The 18,975-nt window shown below is 68.9% G+C and carries 23 protein-coding genes, 2 tRNA genes and 1 other RNA gene; 11 read left to right on the top strand and 15 right to left on the bottom strand.

All coding sequences use genetic code 11. From position 1 onward, the window contains the following. A complete protein-coding gene (locus tag FDA94_RS23500; protein WP_170991087.1) occupies positions 1–1,215 on the bottom strand; it encodes a S1 family peptidase in 1,215 nt (404 codons plus the stop codon). Positions 1,216–1,318: 103 nt separating this feature from the next. Here FDA94_RS23500 and FDA94_RS23495 point away from each other — a divergent pair, with 103 nt between their 5' ends. Then, positions 1,319–2,020: a helix-turn-helix transcriptional regulator gene (locus tag FDA94_RS23495; RefSeq protein WP_170991086.1), complete on the top strand. Its 702-nt coding sequence runs from the start codon at positions 1,319–1,321 to the stop codon at positions 2,018–2,020. On the opposite strand, the gene FDA94_RS23490 is transcribed toward FDA94_RS23495, so the two are convergent. From FDA94_RS23490 to FDA94_RS23470, 5 genes are read right to left on the bottom strand one after another with little or no spacing between them, the layout of a single operon-like run. Continuing rightward, entirely contained in the window at positions 1,995–2,723 is a 729-nt protein-coding gene (locus FDA94_RS23490) for a metallophosphoesterase family protein (protein WP_137249243.1), read from the bottom strand. The two genes, FDA94_RS23495 and FDA94_RS23490, sit on opposite strands and share 26 nt — an antisense overlap. 9 nt (positions 2,724–2,732) lie before the next feature. Continuing rightward, entirely contained in the window at positions 2,733–3,167 is a 435-nt protein-coding gene (locus FDA94_RS23485) for an SRPBCC family protein (protein ID WP_137249242.1), read from the bottom strand. Between the two features lie 27 nt (positions 3,168–3,194). Continuing rightward, positions 3,195–3,965, bottom strand: coding sequence for a helix-turn-helix domain-containing protein (locus FDA94_RS23480; RefSeq protein WP_137249344.1), 771 nt, complete (start codon positions 3,963–3,965; stop codon positions 3,195–3,197). Between the two features lie 58 nt (positions 3,966–4,023). Next, entirely contained in the window at positions 4,024–4,782 is a 759-nt protein-coding gene (locus FDA94_RS23475; RefSeq protein ID WP_137249241.1) for an ABC transporter permease, read from the bottom strand. 35 nt (positions 4,783–4,817) lie between these two features. Continuing rightward, a complete protein-coding gene (locus tag FDA94_RS23470) occupies positions 4,818–5,672 on the bottom strand; it encodes an ABC transporter ATP-binding protein (RefSeq protein WP_137249240.1) in 855 nt (284 codons plus the stop codon). 133 nt (positions 5,673–5,805) lie between these two features. Between FDA94_RS23470 and FDA94_RS23465 the strand changes: the two genes are divergently transcribed. The 3 genes from FDA94_RS23465 (at position 5,806) to dnaN (ending at position 9,110) form a co-directional block, all read left to right on the top strand. After that, entirely contained in the window at positions 5,806–7,293 is a 1,488-nt protein-coding gene (locus FDA94_RS23465) for a sensor histidine kinase (RefSeq protein ID WP_170991085.1), read from the top strand. A 6-nt stretch (positions 7,294–7,299) separates the two neighbouring features. Further along, positions 7,300–7,947 carry a response regulator gene (locus FDA94_RS23460; RefSeq protein WP_137249238.1) on the top strand — a complete coding sequence of 216 codons (648 nt, stop codon included), beginning with the start codon at positions 7,300–7,302 and terminating at the stop codon, positions 7,945–7,947. 68 nt (positions 7,948–8,015) lie between these two features. Next, the gene (dnaN, locus tag FDA94_RS23455) at positions 8,016–9,110 is read left to right on the top strand and encodes a DNA polymerase III subunit beta (protein WP_137249237.1); all 1,095 of its coding nucleotides are present in this window, start codon (positions 8,016–8,018) and stop codon (positions 9,108–9,110) included. Here dnaN and FDA94_RS23450 read toward each other — a convergent pair. The 6 genes from FDA94_RS23450 to upp all read right to left on the bottom strand — a co-directional run bounded on the left by FDA94_RS23450 (position 9,107) and on the right by upp (position 13,125). Further along, positions 9,107–9,793 (bottom strand): FadR/GntR family transcriptional regulator, encoded by a 687-nt coding sequence (locus FDA94_RS23450; RefSeq protein WP_137249236.1) that lies wholly within the window; start codon positions 9,791–9,793, stop codon positions 9,107–9,109. The two genes, dnaN and FDA94_RS23450, sit on opposite strands and share 4 nt — an antisense overlap. 161 nt (positions 9,794–9,954) lie before the next feature. Next, complete coding sequence (locus tag FDA94_RS23445) at positions 9,955–11,283, bottom strand: helix-turn-helix domain-containing protein (RefSeq protein WP_137249235.1); 1,329 nt, start codon at positions 11,281–11,283, stop codon at positions 9,955–9,957. A 145-nt stretch (positions 11,284–11,428) separates the two neighbouring features. Continuing rightward, positions 11,429–11,959: a PH domain-containing protein gene (locus tag FDA94_RS23440; protein ID WP_030452650.1), complete on the bottom strand. Its 531-nt coding sequence runs from the start codon at positions 11,957–11,959 to the stop codon at positions 11,429–11,431. After that, the gene (locus FDA94_RS39385) at positions 11,956–12,123 is read right to left on the bottom strand and encodes a hypothetical protein (protein WP_157519910.1); all 168 of its coding nucleotides are present in this window, start codon (positions 12,121–12,123) and stop codon (positions 11,956–11,958) included. Before FDA94_RS39385 ends, FDA94_RS23440 begins: the two co-directional genes overlap by 4 nt. Positions 12,124–12,196: 73 nt before the next feature. Next, positions 12,197–12,391: a three-helix bundle dimerization domain-containing protein gene (locus FDA94_RS23435; protein ID WP_030452651.1), complete on the bottom strand. Its 195-nt coding sequence runs from the start codon at positions 12,389–12,391 to the stop codon at positions 12,197–12,199. A gap of 95 nt (positions 12,392–12,486) precedes the next feature. Next, the gene (upp, locus tag FDA94_RS23430) at positions 12,487–13,125 is read right to left on the bottom strand and encodes a uracil phosphoribosyltransferase (RefSeq protein WP_137249234.1); all 639 of its coding nucleotides are present in this window, start codon (positions 13,123–13,125) and stop codon (positions 12,487–12,489) included. A 137-nt stretch (positions 13,126–13,262) separates the two neighbouring features. Between upp and FDA94_RS23425 the strand changes: the two genes are divergently transcribed. The 4 genes from FDA94_RS23425 (at position 13,263) to FDA94_RS23410 (ending at position 14,822) form a co-directional block, all read left to right on the top strand. Beyond that, complete coding sequence (locus FDA94_RS23425) at positions 13,263–13,751, top strand: tRNA adenosine deaminase-associated protein (protein ID WP_030452653.1); 489 nt, start codon at positions 13,263–13,265, stop codon at positions 13,749–13,751. 20 nt (positions 13,752–13,771) lie between these two features. After that, positions 13,772–14,254 carry a tRNA adenosine deaminase-associated protein gene (locus tag FDA94_RS23420; RefSeq protein ID WP_137249233.1) on the top strand — a complete coding sequence of 161 codons (483 nt, stop codon included), beginning with the start codon at positions 13,772–13,774 and terminating at the stop codon, positions 14,252–14,254. Positions 14,255–14,275: 21 nt separating this feature from the next. Further along, complete coding sequence (gene tadA, locus FDA94_RS23415; protein ID WP_137249232.1) at positions 14,276–14,710, top strand: tRNA adenosine(34) deaminase TadA; 435 nt, start codon at positions 14,276–14,278, stop codon at positions 14,708–14,710. A 24-nt stretch (positions 14,711–14,734) separates the two neighbouring features. Beyond that, a tRNA-Ser gene (locus FDA94_RS23410) sits at positions 14,735–14,822 on the top strand. Between the two features lie 52 nt (positions 14,823–14,874). On the opposite strand, the gene FDA94_RS23405 is transcribed toward FDA94_RS23410, so the two are convergent. Together FDA94_RS23405 and ypfJ are read right to left on the bottom strand one after the other, a co-directional pair. Then, complete coding sequence (locus tag FDA94_RS23405) at positions 14,875–15,165, bottom strand: type II toxin-antitoxin system VapB family antitoxin (RefSeq protein ID WP_137249231.1); 291 nt, start codon at positions 15,163–15,165, stop codon at positions 14,875–14,877. 33 nt (positions 15,166–15,198) lie between these two features. Then, positions 15,199–16,056 (bottom strand): KPN_02809 family neutral zinc metallopeptidase, encoded by an 858-nt coding sequence (gene ypfJ / locus FDA94_RS23400; RefSeq protein WP_137249230.1) that lies wholly within the window; start codon positions 16,054–16,056, stop codon positions 15,199–15,201. Between ypfJ and FDA94_RS23395 the strand changes: the two genes are divergently transcribed. Next, positions 16,039–16,524, top strand: coding sequence for a hypothetical protein (locus FDA94_RS23395; RefSeq protein ID WP_170991083.1), 486 nt, complete (start codon positions 16,039–16,041; stop codon positions 16,522–16,524). The genes ypfJ and FDA94_RS23395 overlap by 18 nt on opposite strands. 148 nt (positions 16,525–16,672) lie before the next feature. Here the strand turns inward: FDA94_RS23395 and FDA94_RS23390 are convergent. Continuing rightward, positions 16,673–16,761: transfer RNA gene (locus FDA94_RS23390), tRNA-Ser, on the bottom strand. A gap of 87 nt (positions 16,762–16,848) precedes the next feature. On the opposite strand from FDA94_RS23390, the gene ffs reads away from it, so the two are divergent. Continuing rightward, positions 16,849–16,946: signal recognition particle sRNA small type (gene ffs, locus FDA94_RS23385), an RNA gene on the top strand. 31 nt (positions 16,947–16,977) lie between these two features. Next, positions 16,978–18,975, top strand: a 1,998-nt coding sequence (locus FDA94_RS23380; RefSeq protein WP_137249228.1) for a DNA polymerase III subunit gamma and tau, incomplete at its 3' end; no start/stop codon positions are given.

Here is an 18,975-nt window from a genome sequence, read left to right as displayed (position 1 = left end):
TCACAGGGTCAGCACCCGCGCCCCGGTGACCCCCTGGATGTGGTTGATCTCGACGTACCAGCCGTATTTGTCGCCGGTCCCCGAGCAGCCGACCCTGCTGGCGCTGATGATGCCCTGGGCCTGGCCGTCGGCGGTGTAGACCGGGCCGCCGGAGTCGCCCGGGTCGCTGCACGCCGTGTGGCCGGTCAGGTTGAAGACGGTGCGTCCGGCGTTGAAGATCCAGACCGCCTGGCCGCGTCTGTCGATGACGCCGCAGGTGATTCTGGTCATGAAGCCCGACTTGCAGATCGAGCTGCCCTCGGGTCGCTGCTGGGTGCCCCGGACCTGCAGGAAACGGTCGTCGGGGGTGTGGAGTGCGATGTACGGCCCCTGGATCCACCTCTGCAGGTCGAGGGAACCGATCACGCCCCAGTCGTAGTCGCGGTTGACGAGCCACCAGCGTCCGAGGGGATAGGAGGTTCTGGTCGGCTGGTCGCTGCGGGTGTTGCCGTAGCCGGTGACCGTGGGCAGGTTCGCGCAGTGGCCGGCGGAGAGGACCACCGGGTCGCTGACGCCGGGCAGGTCTGAGTAGGTCAGCCGCGCGTTGAAGCCGAGCGAGCAGTCCTTGCCGGAGTTGATGCCTTCACCGCCGTCGAGGTAGTCGGCGCTGGAGACGGCGGGTTGGGTGGTGGTCTCGAAGCGCACCGCGTCTCCCAAAGCGAGGGCGGTCTCGGCGAGGGCGCCGCGTTCGTCTCCGGCGAGCTCGGTGACGACGACGCGGTTGGCGACGGGGTCGATCGACCAGGAGTGCACGCCCTTGACCGACGACGGGGAGGTCAGGGCCAGCTTGTCGAGCTTGGCCTTGACGGCGGTCAGCCGCGCCATGCTGTAGCCGTTCTTGAGCAGCCTCGGGGTGGCGCCCCGTGCGCTCACCACCGCGGCCTTGGCCTGGTCGGTGATGTTGACGACGAGCTTGCCGGTGCGGGCGTCGAACCACGAGCCGCCGTAGGCGGTGCCGAGGGCCGGCACGAGAGCGGCTTCCGCGGTCGCGGCGGCCTCTTCCTGTACGAGCCGGCGCCGCGCGGTGGCCTCGTCGATGTTCAGGTCGCGGGACATGGCCTTGATGACCTCGGCCAGGCCGTCGGGGCCGGGTGGGCGGGCCGGGTCGGCGCCGGCGTCCTGGGGGAGCCACAGGGTGGTGGCGGCCAGGACCAGGGGGAGGAGTTTTCTGCTCATGGCCATACCGTGCGGTGGTTTTCCGGATTCGGAGAATACGGAGAACTTCGTAGTTCACCATTCAGGTATGGGGGAAATGGCCAAACGAATTCACGATCTTGCCATGGACATCCTGACCGCGAGGGAGCCGGTGCGGGTCTGGCCTCTGCTCATGGAGCGGCTGACCGCCGATCTGCCGGGAGACCTGGCCGTGCTCATCGACCTCGACTGGGAGGCGGGGACGGGCCGTGCGCTCACCGGCGCTCCCGACTGGTTGCACGAGGCCCCGCTCGACGCGCTGATCCACTCCCACATGCGGGTCCACCCATTGCTGCGCCACTACGCGCAGACCGCCGACCGCACGCCCCTGACCTTGGACGATGTCGCCAGCGACGACTGGTGGGACAGCGAGGCCTATTGGGCGGGCAAGGAGGCCATCGGGATCGACCGGCAGATCGCGTTGCCGTTGCGGTCGGAGCCGGGGCGCTTCCGAGGCGTGATCATGAGCCGGGAGGGCGTCGGCTACGCGTCGGCCGATCTGGAGTACGCCGCCCTGGCGCGGTCGCTGCTCGACACGGTCGACGTGCACGCCGCGATGATGCGGACCGTCGATTCCGACATCACGCCGAGGGAGATGGCCGTATTGGTGCTCCTGGCCGAAGGACTGACCGCCCGCGCCATCGGCAGCCGACTGGGCATAAAAGAAAGAACGGTCGTCAAGCACAAAGAGAACGTCTATCGCAAACTATCTGCGAATGACCGGGTCACCGCCATTGGAAAGGCCCGTCGTCTCGGCCTGCTCACGGAACCACCCGATAGTGGGTGACCAGGTGCTCCCCGTCGAACACGTGCAGCGCGAACCCCGGCGGCTGTTCCAGCGACACCGGGGGCCGGGCCTCGCTCTCGTACGGCGTCAGCCCCGTGCTGACCACCCCCGGTCCGACCAGCAGCGGCAGCCCGGCGAACGTCGTGGCGGCCGCCGTGTGGGCGTGGCCCGAGAGCACCGCCACCACGTTGGAGTGCCGTCCCAGCACCTCGGCCAGGTCGCCCGGGTTCCGTAGCCCGATCCCGTCGACATAGGGGCTGTGCAGCGACGACGCCTGGTGGTGCATGCCCACGAACGCCTTGCCGGGCAGGCCCGAGAGCGTCTCGTCGAGCCACGCCAAGGTCGAGGCCTCCAGGCGGCCCTCGGCGCGGCCCGGGATGCTCGAATCGACCAGGACGATGCTGAACGATCCGACCGACAGCACCTGATCGACCGGTTCTGAGCCGGAGGAGCCGAGCAGCACCTCGCGGAACGGGCCTCGCGAGTCGTGGTTGCCGGGGCAGATGAGCGTCGGGTGCCGGGTCGTCAGGAGCTTGCGGGCGATCTCGTATTCGGCCGGCGCGCCGTTGTCGGCGATGTCGCCGGTCACGATCACGGCGTCGACCGCGAGGCCGTCGACGTGGCGCATGACCCGTTCGGTCCGTTCGCCGGCGCGGGGACCGCCGTCGATGTGGGTGTCGCTGACGTGGGCCACGACGATCATCTGGACCTCCTAGGCGAGCCGTTCGACGAGGATACGCGCCCGTGCCAGCTGCACCTTGCGGGCCTCGGAGGCGGCGTACTTGATGATCAGTGAAGGTGCCGACAGGTTGAGGACGTCGTCCATGCGGGTCCCGGTTCCTTCGGCGCTGAGGTCGAATCTGTACGCCATCCGCACCCCGCCCGGGCTCTTCACGTCTCCCCACACCGCGCTGTCGTCGGTGAACAGCTCGACCGCGATGGGGTTGTCCCACTTGATGAACCCGAAGAACCGGAACCGCTCGGTGGCGGTGTAGCGGACGACTCCCGGAGTTGACTTGTCCACATCCTTGACGGCGACCACGATCGGGGAGAGCCCGATGTAGTTCTCCGGGGTCGTCAGATGGTCCAAGACCACCTTGGGCTCGACGCCGATGTGGAACGTGTTCTTCAACACCTGGTCCGGCACGCTGGGCCTCCGGGGTAGAACGTGATCTTATCTCGCGAATTCTGTCATCACCCGGCGAGTGTGATCGTCGGCGGGAAAGAACGATTCGATGGCCAACTCGGCCACGGTCACGTCAAGGGGCGTGCCGAAGGTCGCCATGATGCTGAAGAAGCGGAGTTCGCCCTCGTCGTGGCGCAGCCGCATCGGGACGAAGATGTCGCCGGGCCCGGGGAACTCGATCTCGGGTTCGGGCTGGTCGCAGGGGTAGCCGCGGAGCTCCTCGTACAGGGATGTGAGCTCGGGATCGGCGGTGAAGGCGATCTGGCGGCGCAGGCGGTGGAGCAGGTGGGCCCGCCACTCGCCGTGGTTGACGATGCGCGGGGCCAGGCCCTCCGGGTGGAGGGAGGCGCGCAGCACGTTGGCGGTCAGGTCGGGGTCGATGCCGTCGGCGAGGAGGGCGAGGCCGGCATTGGCGTCCACGAGGTTCCAGCGCTGGTCGACGACGACCGCGGGGTAGGGCTCGTGGCCGGTGAGGACCTGCCGGATGGCCGCCTGAATGGCGGCCATCCGGGGGTTGGACAGGGAGGTCTCGCCGTAGACCGGGGCGAAACCGGCCGAGAGCAGCAGGCGGTTGCGCTCCCGGAGCGGCAGGTCGAGGCAGTCGGCGATGCGCAGGATCATCTCGCGGCTGGGCCGGGCCCGGCCGGTCTCCAGGAAGCTGATGTGCCGGGTGGAGATGTCGGCGGCGACGGACAGGTCGAGCTGGCTGAGCCGGCGGTTCTCCCGCCATCCGCGGAGCAGGGGGCCGACTGAGGTCATCGTCACGTCTCCGAACCTAAGCACTGGCAGGTCATGTGGGCGATTACCCGGCGGGTAATCACGACCAGCGGAAGAACCGGACGGCCACGACCCCGGCGCCCACGGCCCACGCGGCCATCACGCCGATGTGCAGCCACTGCGCGGTGCCGTCGGTCAGCACCTGGACGATCGCGGCGCCGAACGCCCCCGACGGGGTGAAGTCGGCGACGACCCGCACCGCCTCGGGCATCAGGGCCCGGGGCACCCACATGCCGGCGAAGAACAGGTTGGGGAAGAACACCGCCATGCCGAGACCCTGGGCGACCCGCGAGTTACGGCTGAGCGCGGCCAGCAGCAGCCCGATGGCGAACGACGACACCATGCCCAGCAGCAGCACCCCGGTGAAGGCGAGCGGCGCGCGGGGGAACGGGACGTCGTACACGAGATTGCCGATGACGAGCATGAGCAGGGTGGTCACCAGCGTCGTGGCGACGTTGAGGACGAGCTGCACCCCGAGGACGGTGACGGGGCTGACCGGGGTGGTCGACATCCGGCGCAGGATGCCGCGCTCCCGGTAGGTGACCAGCACGGTCGGGAGCAGCGAGAACGCGCAGGTCAGGACACATAGCAGGATCATCATTCCGGGCAGGTGCGTGTCGATGGGGCGTAACCCGCCGAGCTCGGGGTCGGCTTTCATGAAGTCGGGGATGGTCCCGCCGAGGATGAGGAACAGGCCGATCGGCAGGCCGATCGCGAAGAAGATCGCCGCCGGTTCGCGGAGGTAGAGCTTGGTCTCGACGGAGGTGAGCCGGCGGACCTGGGGGGCGGTGATGGCCATGATGGCAGAGCTCCTTGATTCGTTCTGAGGGGTGGTCATTCGCCGGTCAGGGCGAGGAAGGCGTCGTCCATCGTGCTGGTCTCGGTCTTGATGTTGGAGACGGCCGTGCTCGGCAGGGCCGTGACGACGGCGCGCAGGACGTTGTCGTCGCCGGTGACGATCACCTGGCCGGCCTCGACGGTGACCGAGTGGACCTCGGGCAGGTCCTTGAGGCTGTCGACGGGGACCGTCGACTTGAAGGTGACGCGCTGGACGCCGCCCGAGCGCGAGATCAGCCCGGCGGGGGTGTCGACGGTGAGGACGGTGCCCTTGGAGATGACCGCGACCCGGTCGCAGAGCCGCTCGACCTCTTCCATGAAGTGGGTGACCAGCAGCACCGTCACGCCGCGGTCGCGGATCCGGGTGATCAGTTCCCACGTCTCGCGCCGGGCCTGCGGGTCGAGGCCGGTGGTCAGTTCGTCCAGGATCGCGACCTTGGGGTTGCCCACCAGGGCCAGCGCGATCGAGAGCCGCTGGCGCTGACCGCCCGACAGTTTCGCGAAGGCGACGTTCGGGTCGAGCCCCACCTCGTCGAGGAGCGCCTGCACCGGCGCGGGGTTGGCGTAGAAGGACGCGTACAGGTCGAGCGCCTCGCGGACCCGCAGCTTGTCGGGCATCATGCTCTCCTGGAGCTGCACCCCCACCTGCTGCTTGAGGTCGGCGTCGACGCGGATGCTCCCGCCGTCGGGCTTGCGCAGGCCCGCCACACACTCGACGGTCGTGGTCTTGCCGGCGCCGTTGCGGCCGACGATCCCGTAGATCTCGCCCTCCTCCACGGAGAACGAGACATCCTTGACGGCGACCTTGTCGCCGTACTGCTTCCGCAGGTTCTGCACCGTGATGATTGCCATGGCCAGAACGGTAGAAATTCGCGAGGTCGGAGGTAATGCGTCTGGTGACCCATCCGGGGTGGAGGAAACCCCACCCCCCTCGGGCGGCTTCGTGCACTCCCCTCGGAGGCCGCGCGCGGTCAGACTGATGCGCATGAAGCAGATCAGAGCGCTCGGCCACGGCCTCGCGCTGGCGGCGCTGGTGGTCGTCCAGATCCCGGTCGCGCTGGTGGCGATCCTCGGCGTGCTGGTGTCGACGGTCGCGGGCATGGTGTTCCTGCTGGAGCCGTCCGTTCGGCTGATCCGCTTCATGGCCGGCATCGACCGGCGCCTGATGCGGCGCTGGGTGGGGGTGGACATCCCCACCCCCTACCGGCCGCGCCCGCCCGCGCTGGTGCGGGCCCGCGACGGCTACTACCACCACAAGGGCAAGCGCTACCGCACGGCGACCTCGCCGCACATCGACCGGATGCTCGCCTGGGTGATCACCGATCCGGCGACCTGGCGCGAGCTGGTGTGGATCATCCTCGACCCGTGGACCCGGTCGGTGCTCACGTTCGGCCCCACATTCGTCATCGGCTGGGGCGTCTACCTGACGGTGGTCGAGGGCCTGTACTGGGGCCTGGCCCTCTCCGTCGTCGCCTTCTTCCTTGCCCCGGCGGCACTGAAGAACTACGCGCTGTACGCCCTGGCGCTGCTCGGCCCCACCGCGAACACACAGCTCGTCGGGCAGGTCAACAGGCTCAACCAGGTCAGGGCCGACCAGCTCGACCTCCAGGCCGCCGAGCTCCGCCGGATCGAACGCGACCTCCACGACGGCGCCCAGGCCCGCATGGTGGCCGTCGGCATGACGATCGGCGCCGCCGAACAGCTCGTCGACACCGACCCGGCCGCCGCGAAGGCGCTCCTGGCGAAGGCCAGGGAGTCGTCGGCGACCGCCCTCCAGGAGCTCCGGCAGCTCGTCAGGGGCATCCACCCGCCCGTGCTGGCCGAACGTGGTCTCGGCGACGCCATCCGGGCGCTCGCCCTCGACAGCCCGCTCAAGGTCAAGGTCCAGGCCGACCTCCTGGAACGGCCCGAGTCGCCGGTCGAGTCGGCGGTCTACTTCGCCGTCAGCGAGCTGCTGGCCAACGCCTCCCGGTACGCGTCCAAGGTCGCCATCGACATCAGCAGGCGCGGCCGGGCGCTGCGGGTGACGGTGACCGACGACGGGCCGGGCGGGGCGAAGGCCGTACCGGGAGGGGGACTGGCCGGCATCGAGCGGCGGCTGGCGGCCTTCGACGGGGTGCTGGCCCTGTCGAGCCCGCCCGGCGGCGGCACCACCGCGACCATCGAGGTGCTCGACGCGCTTCCCGGCGGCGAGGACGTCGAGCCGGTCAACGCACTGCCGAAGGGCTGGCGCGGCCTGCTCTACGGAGTCTGCTGGAGCCTGTGCTGGCTGCCGCTGTTCCCGCAGGGACTGGTGGCGACGTTCATGCTGATCTTCCAGCCGGAGGAGCGGTCGTGGTTCCTGGCCCTGTACATGCCGCCGCCGTTCCAGTGGCCCACGGTCGCGTTCATGATCGCGCTCGGCGCCATCATGCTGGCCACCGGGATCCGGCTCAACCCGGCGTCCAACCGCGTTCCGGGCGGCGTATGCTGACCGATCATGAGGGTCGTACTGGCCGAAGACCTCCACTTGTTGCGCGAGGGCCTCGTCCACCTGCTCCGCGCCCATGAGTTCGACGTGGTCGCCGCCGTGGAATCGGGCCCCGAACTCCTGAAGGCCCTGGTCACCCACCGCCCCGACGTCGCGGTCGTCGATGTACGGCTCCCGCCCACCTTCACCGACGAAGGGCTCCAGGCCGCGCTGGCCGCCCGCAAACAGGTCCCCGGATTACCGGTGCTGGTCCTCTCGCAGCACGTCCAGCAGCTCTACGCCCGCGAACTGCTCGCCGACGGCACCGGCGGCATCGGCTACCTGCTGAAAGACCGCGTCTTCAACACCGAGCAGTTCATCGACGCGGTCCGGAGGGTGGCGGCCGGCGGCACCGCGATGGACCCCGACGTGATCGCCAAGCTCATGGTCAGCAACGCCCGCAACGAGCCGATCGGCCGCCTGACCCCTCGCGAACGCGAGGTCCTGGAACTGATGGCCGAAGGCCGCTCGAACGCCGCGATCGGCCAGCGCCTCTTCCTCAGCGAGAGCGCCGTGGGCAAACACACGGCCAGCATCTTCGGCAAACTCGACCTGTCCCCGAGTGATGACGACAATCGGCGGGTATTGGCGGTTCTGGCATACCTGAACGGGCGGTGATGGTCGGGTTTTGTCGGTAGTGATGGGTAGCGTGTCGTCACTGCCAGTGGTGAGGTCGGAGGTCAACGGTGAAAGTCCAGGTCAACCGCGATGTGCTGGCTGAGGCCGTGGGCTGGTGCGCCCGCATCCTGCCGACCCGTCCGGCGCTGCCGGTGCTCACGGGCCTGCTCCTCGACGCCTCTGGCGACCTGCGCATCTCCGCTTTCGACTACGACGTGTCGGCCAGGGCCGACGTCGACGCAGCGGTCGCCGAGCCGGGGCAGGTGCTGCTGCCCGGCCGGGTGCTGGCCGAGATCGTCCGCAGCCTGCCGGGCGAGGTGGTCGACATCACCACCAGCGGCACCGAAGCGGTGCTGACCTGCGGCAGCGCCGAGTTCGGCCTGCTGACCATGCCGGCCGACGACTTCCCCACGCTGCCGCCGATGCCCGCCAAGGTCGGCGCGGTCGGCGGCGCCCTGTTCGCCTCGGCGGTGGCCCAGGTGGCGGTGGCCGCCAGCCGCGACAACACACTGCCGATGCTGACCGCGATCCGCGTCGACACCGACGGCGTCAACATGACGATGGCGGCGACCGACCGCTACCGCATGGCCGCCCGCGACTTCCTGTGGCACCCCGAGGGCGAGGCCCAGCAGCAATACGGCGCGATGATCCCGGCGAAGGTGCTGGTCGACGTCGCCAAGTCGCTCCGCGTCGGCGAGGTGAGCATCTGCCTCGGCGGCAACGTCGCCGGCTTCGAGAGCGCCGGCAGGTCGACGACGGTCCGCCTGCTCGACGAGCAGTTCATCGACTACCGCTCACGGCTGAGCGGCGACTGGGGCATCAGGGCCACGGTCAGCGTGCAGCCGTTCCTCGAGGCGATCCGCCGGGTGGCCCTGGTCTCCGGCTCCAATTCGGCCGTACGTCTGTCGTTCTCCCAGGGCCAGGTGCTGATCCAGGCCGCAGGTGACGAGATCGGCCGGGGCGCCGAGATGATGGAGGCCGACCTCGACGGCGACGACATCCTCATCGCCTTCCAGCCGCATTTCCTGCTCGAAGGCCTGGCCGGGGTGGAGACCGAGCAGGCGGTCATCCACCTCGACTCGCCCACCCGCCCGGCGCTGATCACCGACGCGGGCGACGACCCGGCCTTCCGCTACCTCGTGATGTCGCTGCGGATCAACTAGTCGAGCTCGCCCGTCTCGGTGAGGGCGATCAGGATGTGCTCCATGCACGCGTGCCCCGCGTGCTCGGCCGCCGTGGCGTCGCCCGAGGCGATCGCCCGCAGAATGCCGTCGTGGGGGATGTAGTTCTGCTCCAGTGACCCGCCGGCCGCCGCGATGCTCGTGCGCAGCGCCGCCGAGAAGTCGACGTAGAGGTCGATCAGCACCCGGTTGTGGGTGGCCTGCACGACCGCGACGTGGAATGCCAGGTCGGCTTCGACGAACGCGTCGACGTCGCCGGAGGCCCAGGCCTGCTCGCGCTGGGTCAGCGCCGCCTGGATGTTGACGATGTCGCCGTCGCTCCGCCGGGTCGCCGCCAGCCGGGCCGCCTCGACCTCGAGGGCTCGCCTGACTTCCAGGATCTCCAGCTGCTCGGCCGCCCGGAGCCGCCGCGCCATCGCGCCGGACAGCTCACTGATGGCCCTGACATAGGTGCCGTCGCCCTGACGGCAGTCGAGCAGCCCGGCGTGGGTCAGCGCCCGCACGGCTTCACGAACCGTGTTGCGCCCCACTCCGAGCTGCTCGGCCAGAACGGTCTCGGTCGGGATCTTGGCGTTCAGCTTCCACGAGCCCGAAGTGATCTGCTCCTTGAGCTGATCGATCACCTGGTCCACGAGAGACGCCCGCTGCGCCGTACGCAGACTCACAACAGTCCGCCTCCTAAGGGGAAACCAGTCATCCCATGAGTCAATGACTGGTCGACCCTAATTATTCCAGAGCTTCCGGCACAAATCCGGTGCTTGTCTTGAGGCGGATTTCTGAGTACGGGCCCGCGGACGGCCCTCGGCTGCCCGCGTCTCGCGTCGTCCTACCGGGTGAGAACGGCCGGCGCGACGACCCCCGGCATGTTCGCGTGGACGCCCACCGCTTCGAGCGCCCTACGATACGCCTTCGACTGATCTTCACGGGAACCGGCCTGACCCCACAGGTCACCCAGCTCACGCCAGGTGCGGGCCGCCTCGCGGTCGGGCGCGGGCCCGGTCGCGGAGAGCAGGTCCTGCGCCTTGCGCAGCTCGGCGGTCGCGCTTTGGGACCGTGCCAAATGGACTTCCGCGAGCACGAGGTAGGCCGTCGCCGGAATCGTGCCCCGGATGCCGACCAGCTGGTCGAGCGCGCGGTTGGCCAGTTCGGCCGCCCCTTCGGTGTCGCCGGAGCGCAGCCGTACCGACGACATCACGATCAGGCTGCGAGCGTGGTCGAGGTGTTCGGCCGGGAAGGCGCCGAGCACTGAGCCGGCGGACGCCGCGAGGGCGTTGGCGCGGTCCAGATCGGCGTCTTCGGGGTGGGTGGCTGTGATCTTTGCCCAGGTCATCGCGATGCGGGCCATCCGGACCGCCATGCGCGACGGCCGTCCGGCCGCGATCGCGTCCTCCGCGAGCTGCACCGCGAGCGCCGAGTCCTCCCCTTCTGCGGCGGTCACGCTGGCCTGCCAGAGCGCGAGGATCTCGGTCGTTCGGTCTTCGACCTGCGGCAGCCCATTGGCCACAAGGACGCGGTCGACGAACGGAAGTCCGGTCTCGGTCTCGGCGAGCGCCGCGGCGAGCTCGACGGCGAGTTCGCCCTGGGTCACCCCGAGGGCCTCGACGCGGCTCAGCGCGTGTGCACCCAGGTCGCGGGCGCGGGCAAGGTCGCCGGCCCGGTGGTAACACCGGCAGAGGGCGACGGTGAGCGGCAGTGCGGCCAGGCGCTCGGGGTGGGCGCCGGCCTCCCGCCGGAGTCGTTCGTATGCTTCGACGGCCCGGCCGATGCGGCCCTGCGCCTCAAGCGCGCGGGCCCGGCCGAGACGGGCGTGGGCGGCGAGCATGGCGTTGTCCTCGCCGGCCGCCTTGACGATGTCGCTGAATCGGTCGGCCGCCATGGCCGGGTCGCCGTGGTGCAGCTCGAGTTCGGCGTGCCGGAGGCCAAGCTCGGTGTCGATCCGCTGACGCGGCTCGATTCCATGAAGGAGGAACTCCGTCGTGCAGCCGAGTCGCTCGGCGAGAAGGCGGGCGACGACGGGCGTCGGCGTTCGCTTCCCCGATTCGATGAGAGAGACGTAGCTGTCGGACAGATCGGGCCCAGCGAGCTGGGCCTGGGACATGCGCCTGCTCAGTCGCAGCGCTCGGACGCGGTCGCCTATGGTTCCCTGACTCGGCATCTGTTCTCTCAGGGCAGGGGATTGGTCAATGGTCCCGCCATGATGGCACGAAGCTGTCGAATCGGGTAACCCTCCCGTCAAGAATCCCGAGGGCGAACTATGTTCGCGCCTCGGGAATCCTCGCTGGAAAGCGGCATAACGGACGTTAGTCGTCCGAGTCGTCCTTGTTCGGGAAGATCATCTGGCAGACCTCGAGGTATAGCGTCTCGGGATACGGAATGTAAGGGACCGTCCGCAACGCCTGGTCTTGACCGGCCGATTCCATGACGAATTCGCCGTAACCGAGAATCCTGCCCATGAGGTCACGCTGGAAGCTCATGTCGGTGACCTTGCCGAGGGGCATCATCGCCACCTTGCGAGTGATCAGCCCGGTGGCCAGCATCATGCGCTGAGAGGTGACGACGAAGTAGTCGACAGACCACTCCGCCACCTTCCACACGAAGCGGATCAACAGCAGGAGCCAGGCCCACCAGATGATGACAAGGGCCTGGCCACCGCTCGCGGGGCCGAGCCACTGGCTGGCGAGCCCCGCGATGATCAGGCCGCCGAAGATCTCGGCGACCGGTCTGAGCAGCACGGCCGGATGGCGGCGAACCATGATGACCTGATGCTCGTGGGGAAGTAAGTAGCGGTTGACGGAGGACGGGGCGGAGTCCCCGTGGGTGACTAGTCTCATGACAGTCGCGCGAAGAATTGGGCGACTGAGTTGGCGCCGTTGACGACCCCGGTGACCGCGCCGGTCACGGTGTCGGCGGCGTCATGCGGCCGCGACAACAGGTAGAAAGCCACCAGAGCAACAGCTCCCCACTTGAGAATCTTCTTGACCTGCACTGCGGTCACCACTCCCACTGAGTCATAGATTACCCAGGCACCTGGTTCGGTAAAGCGCATAAAGCCGGAACTACCGGCCTCGCTATGACTCCGTCGCGGTAGCGAGAACCTGGAGGTGCCGGCGCGCGATGCGCTCCACCAGCCCGGGATAGGCGTGACCCGTCACTTCCACGGCCCCATGGTGGGCGGCCTGAATACAGCGCGTGACAGTGGAGGCCGGGTGAATTCCGGCGAACTCGTCACGGAGCACGGCCTCGACCTGCTCATACTGACTCATGGCTCTCCCTGGTGCGCGCCCCACGTAACACCGAGTGACGCTAAAGAGACGTCGTCACTACTGTACGTACCCGAGCAGTCACCAAGTGTAACTAATCAGGCGACTCCGTAGAGCCGGTCTCCGGCGTCGCCGAGGCCGGGGAGGATGTAGCCCTGCTCGTTGAGCCGCTCGTCGAGACCCGCGGTGACGAGCTTGATGGGGTGGCCGGAGTCCTTGAAGACCGAGTCGAGGTGGGCGATGCCCTCGGGGGCCGCCAGGAGACAGAGCGCGGTCACGTCGACGGCGCCCCGGGCGAAGAGGAACTGGATCGCGGCGGCCAGGGTGCCGCCGGTCGCGAGCATCGGGTCGAGCACGAAGCACTGCCGGCCCGACAGGTCGTCGGGCAGCCGGGTGGCGTAGGTGGAGGCCTCGAGGGTCTGCTCGTTGCGGATCATCCCGAGGAAGCCGACCTCGGCCGTGGGGAGCAGCCGCATCATCCCGTCGAGCATGCCGAGGCCCGCCCGCAGGATCGGCACTACCAAAGGTGTGGGGCGGGACAGACGTACCCCCTGAGTGGGAGTGAGGGGCGTCTCCACGGTCACCTCGGTGACGCGTACGTCCCGGGTTGCCTCGTAGGCGAGGAGGGTCACCAGTTCGTCGGCCAGCCGCCGGAAGGTCGGCGAGTCGGTCCGCACGTCACGAAGGGTCGTGAGCTTGTGCGAAACGAGCGGGTGGTCAACGACATGGGTCTCCATGGGACAAAAGGTATCGCTAGCGGAACAGACATCCGAACCCGCCCGGCGGTTTTGATCACAATTTGCGCGACAACCGGACGGGGGTGTCGCGCGTCTGAAACCATTACGGCCGTGATGACCGTGTCGGTGGAGATCAGATGACAGACGAAGACGTACTTGACTTCGCCATCGTCGTCTACCGCGAAGACGACCACTGGGAGGCCGAAATGCTCCCGGTGGCCCTCACCTCTGACCTCCGGGGCCTGCTCCAGGCGCTGCGCCAGCAGCCCAGCAACGCCGGAACGATTGGCCTGGTCGCTGTTGGGGATGACTTCTTCGTGGCATTACGGGTCTTCGGCGAGCGGGTGAGTGTCTTCTTGTCAGACATCACCGCGTCGTGGGAGTGGCCGCTGGCGCGGCAGGTGCTCGACTTCATCGACGTCCCGGTCCCCGAGGAGGAGGAGCTCGACAGCGTGTTGCCCGCAGGCGACCTGTCGGTCTTCGCCGACCTCGGCCTCGACGAGATGGAGCTGGGTGCCCTGTCGGGCGACCGCGACCTCTACCCCGACGAGGTGCTGTTCAGCATCGCCGCCCGACTCGGATTCCGCGACCCCTTCGAACGCGCCGTCGACGCCATCATCGGCTGAGAAAACCTCGGGACCTCGCCATGCCCACGCGAACCAATCTCTTCGCCGCCGCTTTCCTGCGCACCAACGGCCGCTGGTCGGGGGCCGAGGTCGACCTGTCCGAGGCCGAGATCGCCGACGACGTCGGCGACGCGGTCGGCGAGGCTCTCGGCCTGTCCGGTGACGAGCTCGTGCTGCTCTGCGTCGAGGTCGAAGACGAATGGTTCGCCCTCGTGCGCTACGAGGGCGACCTCGACCCCAGGGTGTTCCTGTCCGACGCCCAGGCCGGGGTGACCGACCCGCTCGGCGAGCTGTTCGCCGAGCTGGCCGGCATCGCGGTCGACAAGGAGACGCCCGACCTCGGGGTCCGTCCCGGCGGCGACTTCGAGCTGCTGGCCGACTTCGGGCTGCGCGCCGAGGAGCTGCTGGAGCTGAGCGTCGAGGAGGGCATGCTGCCCGCCGACGTCCTGTCGGTCGTCGCCGAGCGCCTCGCGTTCGGCGAAGAACTCGACCGGCTCAGGTGATCTTCTCTGTACGACCAGGTGATGGGCCTGGCCCTCGCCGAGGCGCTGGAGGCGTCGCAGCGGGGTGAGGTGCCCGTGGGCGCCGTCGTCGTGTCCGGTGACCGGATCTTGGCGCGGGCCTCGAACGCGCGGGAGTCCTCCGGCGATCCGACCGCGCACGCCGAGATCCTGGCGCTCCGGGCCGCAGCTGCGGCGCTGGGCGAATGGCGGCTGTCCGGGTGCACCCTCATCGTGACGCTGGAGCCCTGCACGATGTGCGCGGGGGCCGCCGTGCTGTCGCGGGTCGACCGGATCGTCTACGGGGCCGTCGACGAGAAGGGCGGGGCCGTCGGGTCGCTCTGGGACGTGGTGCGTGACCGGCGGCTGAACCATCGGCCGGAGGTGGTCATGGGCGTACGCGAAGAAGAATGTTCTGCACTGCTTTCGGCCTTCTTCGCCGCGAGGCGCGAGCAGTGACCATTCTCCGGTAAGCTGCTCTGCGGTGGTGTCTCCTAGTGGCCGATGGAGCGCGCCTCGAAAGCGCGTGTAGGGCAACCTACCGTGGGTTCAAATCCCACCACCACCGCCACGCATACGAAGACCCGGTGTGATCATCACACCGGGTCTTTCGTTTTTCGTCTCTAGAGTTCGAGCACCCGCGCGTGCAGCACCGAGCGCTGGTGGAGCGCCGCGCGCAGGGCCCGGTGGAGCCCGTCTTCCAGGTAGAGATCGCCCTCCCACTGCACGACGTGTGGGAAGAGGTCACCGTAGAAGGTGGAGTCCTTGGCCAGCAGCGAGTGCAGGTCGAGGTTGGCCTTGGTGGTGATGAGCGCGTCCAGTCTGACCTGGCGGGGCGGAATCTGCGCCCACTCGCGGTGTCCGAGACCGTGCTCGGGATAAGGGCGTTCGTCGCCGACCAACTTAAAGATCACGCTATGTAGTTTATGAGACGAAGGTGGCCCGGGTCAGATCGACCCGGAGAACGTGTCACATCGTGCGGGATCTCCTGATTTATAGCCGTTCGTGAACCAGGTCACCCGCTGCTCCGAGGTGCCGTGGGTGAACGCGTCGGGGTTCACCTGGCCGCCGCTCTTCTGCTGGATCGAGTCGTCGCCGACCGCGGCTGCGGCGTCGAGCGCCTCCTGGATGTCGGCGTCGGTGAAGGGCTTGGCGAAGAAGCCGGTGTCGACGGCGTTCTTGGCCCAGACCCCCGCGTAGCAGTCCGCCTGGAGCTCCACCCGGACCGATCCGCTGTCGGCGCCCTCGCCACCGCTCTGTTCGAGCGTGCCGGTGAGATTCTGGACGTGGTGGCCGTACTCGTGCGCGATCACGTAGGACTGGGCGAACGGGGTGTTCGCCGCGCCCAGCTGGGATTCCAACTGGTTGAAGAAGCTCAGGTCCAGATAGATGTAGCGGTCGACCGGGCAGTAGAAGGGCCCCACGGCCGAGTCGGCCGCGCCGCACTCGGTCTGGACGCCCTGCTCGAAGAGCGCAGTCTTGGCCTTCTGGTAGCCGTCGACCTGCGTGGACCAGTAGTCCTGCAAGCTGTTGACGACACCGACGACCCGGCACTGCTCGTCCTGGTCGGCGTCCGCGCCGGTCTTGCACTTCTCGCCGAGATCACTCGACGGCTGGACGCCGGGGTTCTCCGCGCCTCCCCCTCCGGTGATGTCACCGGGGTTGATGCCGAAGACGAGGGCGACGATCAGCGCGATGATGCCGGCCGCGCCACCGCCGATCGCAAGCCCGCCACCGGGGATCCCGCCCCGGCCACGGTTCTCGACCTGAGACGAGTCGAGTTGCGCTTGGTCATCGAAATCCATGGGCGCGCTACTGCCCTTCTGATGAGCGATCATGCGGGGATGACCCCCTTGGAAGAAGCCGCACGGCTGGCCGAGCTCGTGGCCGAACTCGACCAGTTCCTGACCGCCGCGCTCGCCCATGACGACCCGGAACAGATGCGCGACCCCTTCCTGAGCGCGGCCGGGACGGTCACGGAATACGTGGACGTGGGAGCCGCAGGCGGGCTCTACCGCGTCTGGATGAACATCGACGACATCTTCGACGCCTGGCCCGTCGACTACGGCGACGAGACGGACGCCATCGCGATGCGCGAAGTCCGGCTGGCGGTCGAGGAATGGCTGGCCACGCCGAAGACGGAGGCCGGAATCTCGGCGTATGTGGACCGGTGGGAAGCCCGGCAGGCGCCTGACGACTGGCCGGATCCGGGCGGGGTCTGGATCGCCGGCGGTTGGGGCGGAGGGCCACGGGGGGATCGTCCGGCGCGGTAGTGCGGCTTCGGTCCCGGGTTTCTCGGCGTTCGTCGTTGCCGGCTCGGGCTGCGCGGCCGGTTGGCGCCGGTTGCGGGGCTCGGCCCGGTGCGGCGGAGCCGTAACGGAAAAAAGAAGGGGCAGGTCGGATATGACCTGCCCCTTCTGGTGGCGGAGGATAGGGGATTTGAACCCCTGATCGGTCTCCCGAAACACGATTTCCAATCGTGCGCCCTAGGCCAACTAGGCGAATCCTCCGCCGAGAAGTTTACATGACTTGGCGCATGCGCCGTCCTTCTGTTCGGAGGGCTGGGCACAGGTGGTGCGGGTGGCGGCTAGACTGTCCTCGGACCCCTCGCGCGGCGTCATCCTGTGAACCTCCCCAGGGCCGGAAGGCAGCAAGGATAAGCGGGCTCTGGCGGGTGTGCGGGGGGTTCTTTGCTTCCGGTTCTGCTCTCCCCGAGGAGACCGTTCATGAGTCTCGCGCTCTACCGCAAATACCGTCCTGGGACGTTTGCAGAGGTCAAAGGGCAGGAGCACGTCACCGACCCGCTCCGCCAGGCCCTCAGAAGCGGGCGCGTGAACCATGCCTACCTCTTCAGCGGGCCCCGCGGATGCGGCAAGACGTCGAGCGCGCGGATCCTCGCCCGGAGCCTCAACTGCGAGCAGGGGCCGACGCCCGATCCCTGTGGCGTGTGTGAGTCGTGTGTCGCGCTGGCCCCGACCGGGCCCGGCCACCTCGACGTGATCGAGATCGACGCCGCCTCGCACGGTGGTGTCGACGACGCGCGTGACCTGCGTGAACGGGCCTTCTTCGCGCCCGTGTCGGCGCGGTTCAAGATCTACATCATCGACGAGGCGCACATGGTGACCCGCGAGGGTTTCAACGCGCTGCTGAAACTCGTCGAGGAGCCGCCGCCGCACCTGAAATTCGTCTTCGCGACCACGGAGCCCGAGAAGGTCATCGGGACGATCAAGTCGCGCACGCACCACTACCCGTTCCGGCTGATGCCTCCGGCGACTCTGAAAGCGCTGATGGAGGAGATCCTCGCGTCGGAGTCGGTGCCCTACGAGCCTGCGGCTCTTCCTCTGGTCGTACGCGCCGGGGCCGGCTCGGCTCGCGACTCGCTGTCGATCCTCGACCAGCTCCTGGCCGGCGCCGACGAGAACGGGATCACCTACTCCCGCGCGGTGTCCCTTCTCGGATACACCGACGGCGACCTTCTCGACGAGATCGTCGGCGCCTTCGCCCGGCGTGACGGCGGGCAGGTCTTCCAGGCGGTCAACCGGGTGATCGAGGGCGGCCACGACCCGCGCCGTTTCGCGACCGACCTGCTGGAGCGGTTCCGCGACCTGGTGATCCTGGCGAACGTGCCCGAGGCGGCCGCCAACGGCCTGCTCGACCGGCCCGCCGACGAGCTGGAGCGCCTGCAGGGGCAGGCGGCCGCGATGGGGCCCGCCGAGCTGACGCGGGCGGGGGAGATCTTCAACGCGGGGCTGACGGAGATGCGGGGGGCGGCGTCGCCTCGGCTCCTCCTGGAGCTGATGTGCGCCCGCATCCTGCTGCCGGCGGCCGAGGGCGGCGAGGCGGCGGTGCTGACCCGGCTGGAGCGGCTGGAGCGCGACGGGGTCGCGGCACCTCGTGCGGGTGGGCAGCCCGTGTCTTATGCGCAGGCGGGGAGTTATGCGGGCGGCCCATCAGCAGGTGTCGGCAAGGTTCCGCAGCCGGGCATGAACCAAGGTCAAGCTCCGCAGCTTGGCGTGCAAGGGCAGGCTGCCCAGCCTGGGGCTCTCCGAGGGCAGGCTTCACGGCACGGTGTCCCTCAGGGCCAGGCCACGCCGTCTGGAGTGCAGACTTCACAGCACGGTGCCAACCAGAGCCAAGACCAAGCGCCGCAGGCCGGGGGGCACCAAGGCGCGCCTGGCACGCAGCAGGAGCACGGTTCGGCTCAGCAGCCCGGCTCCCCCGATACCCAGTCCGGTGCCGGGCACGTCGGCGGCCAGCCCGGAGCGGCGCCCTCGGCCACCGGCTCCCAAGCCGACGACTGGCCCGAGACCGTCAAGCCCGGCTCGGGCGGTCAGCCCGCCGCTCCCCCGGCCGATGACTGGCCGGCGGCCGCCAAGCCCGGTTCCGGGGGCCGGCCCGCCGACGTCCCGTCCGCGCCGCAGGCCGAGGCGCCCCAGGCGCCGCAGGCGTCTGCCGGGGCGGGGGCGGTGGCCCAGGTGTGGCCGCAGGTGCTGGAGGCGGTCAAGAACCGGCAGCGGGTCGCCTGGATGATCCTCAACGCCCAGGGCCGCCTTCTCGGCGCCGAGGGCAACGTGGTGACGGTGGGGTTCGAGAAGCCGGGCGACGTCCAGGGCTTCCTGAAGGGCAAGCGGGACGAGGTCGTCGCCGCCGCCCTCGGTGACGTGCTCGGAGGGCGCTGGCGGGTCGACGTCGTCGTGGGCGGCACCGGAGGCGGTCAGGCCGCC

Source organism: Herbidospora galbida (genome assembly GCF_005233835.1).
Lineage (GTDB): Bacteria > Actinomycetota > Actinomycetes > Streptosporangiales > Streptosporangiaceae > Herbidospora > Herbidospora galbida.
The sequence above is the reverse complement of the archived record's forward strand: the minus strand, read 5'-3'. Positions and strand labels throughout refer to the sequence as shown.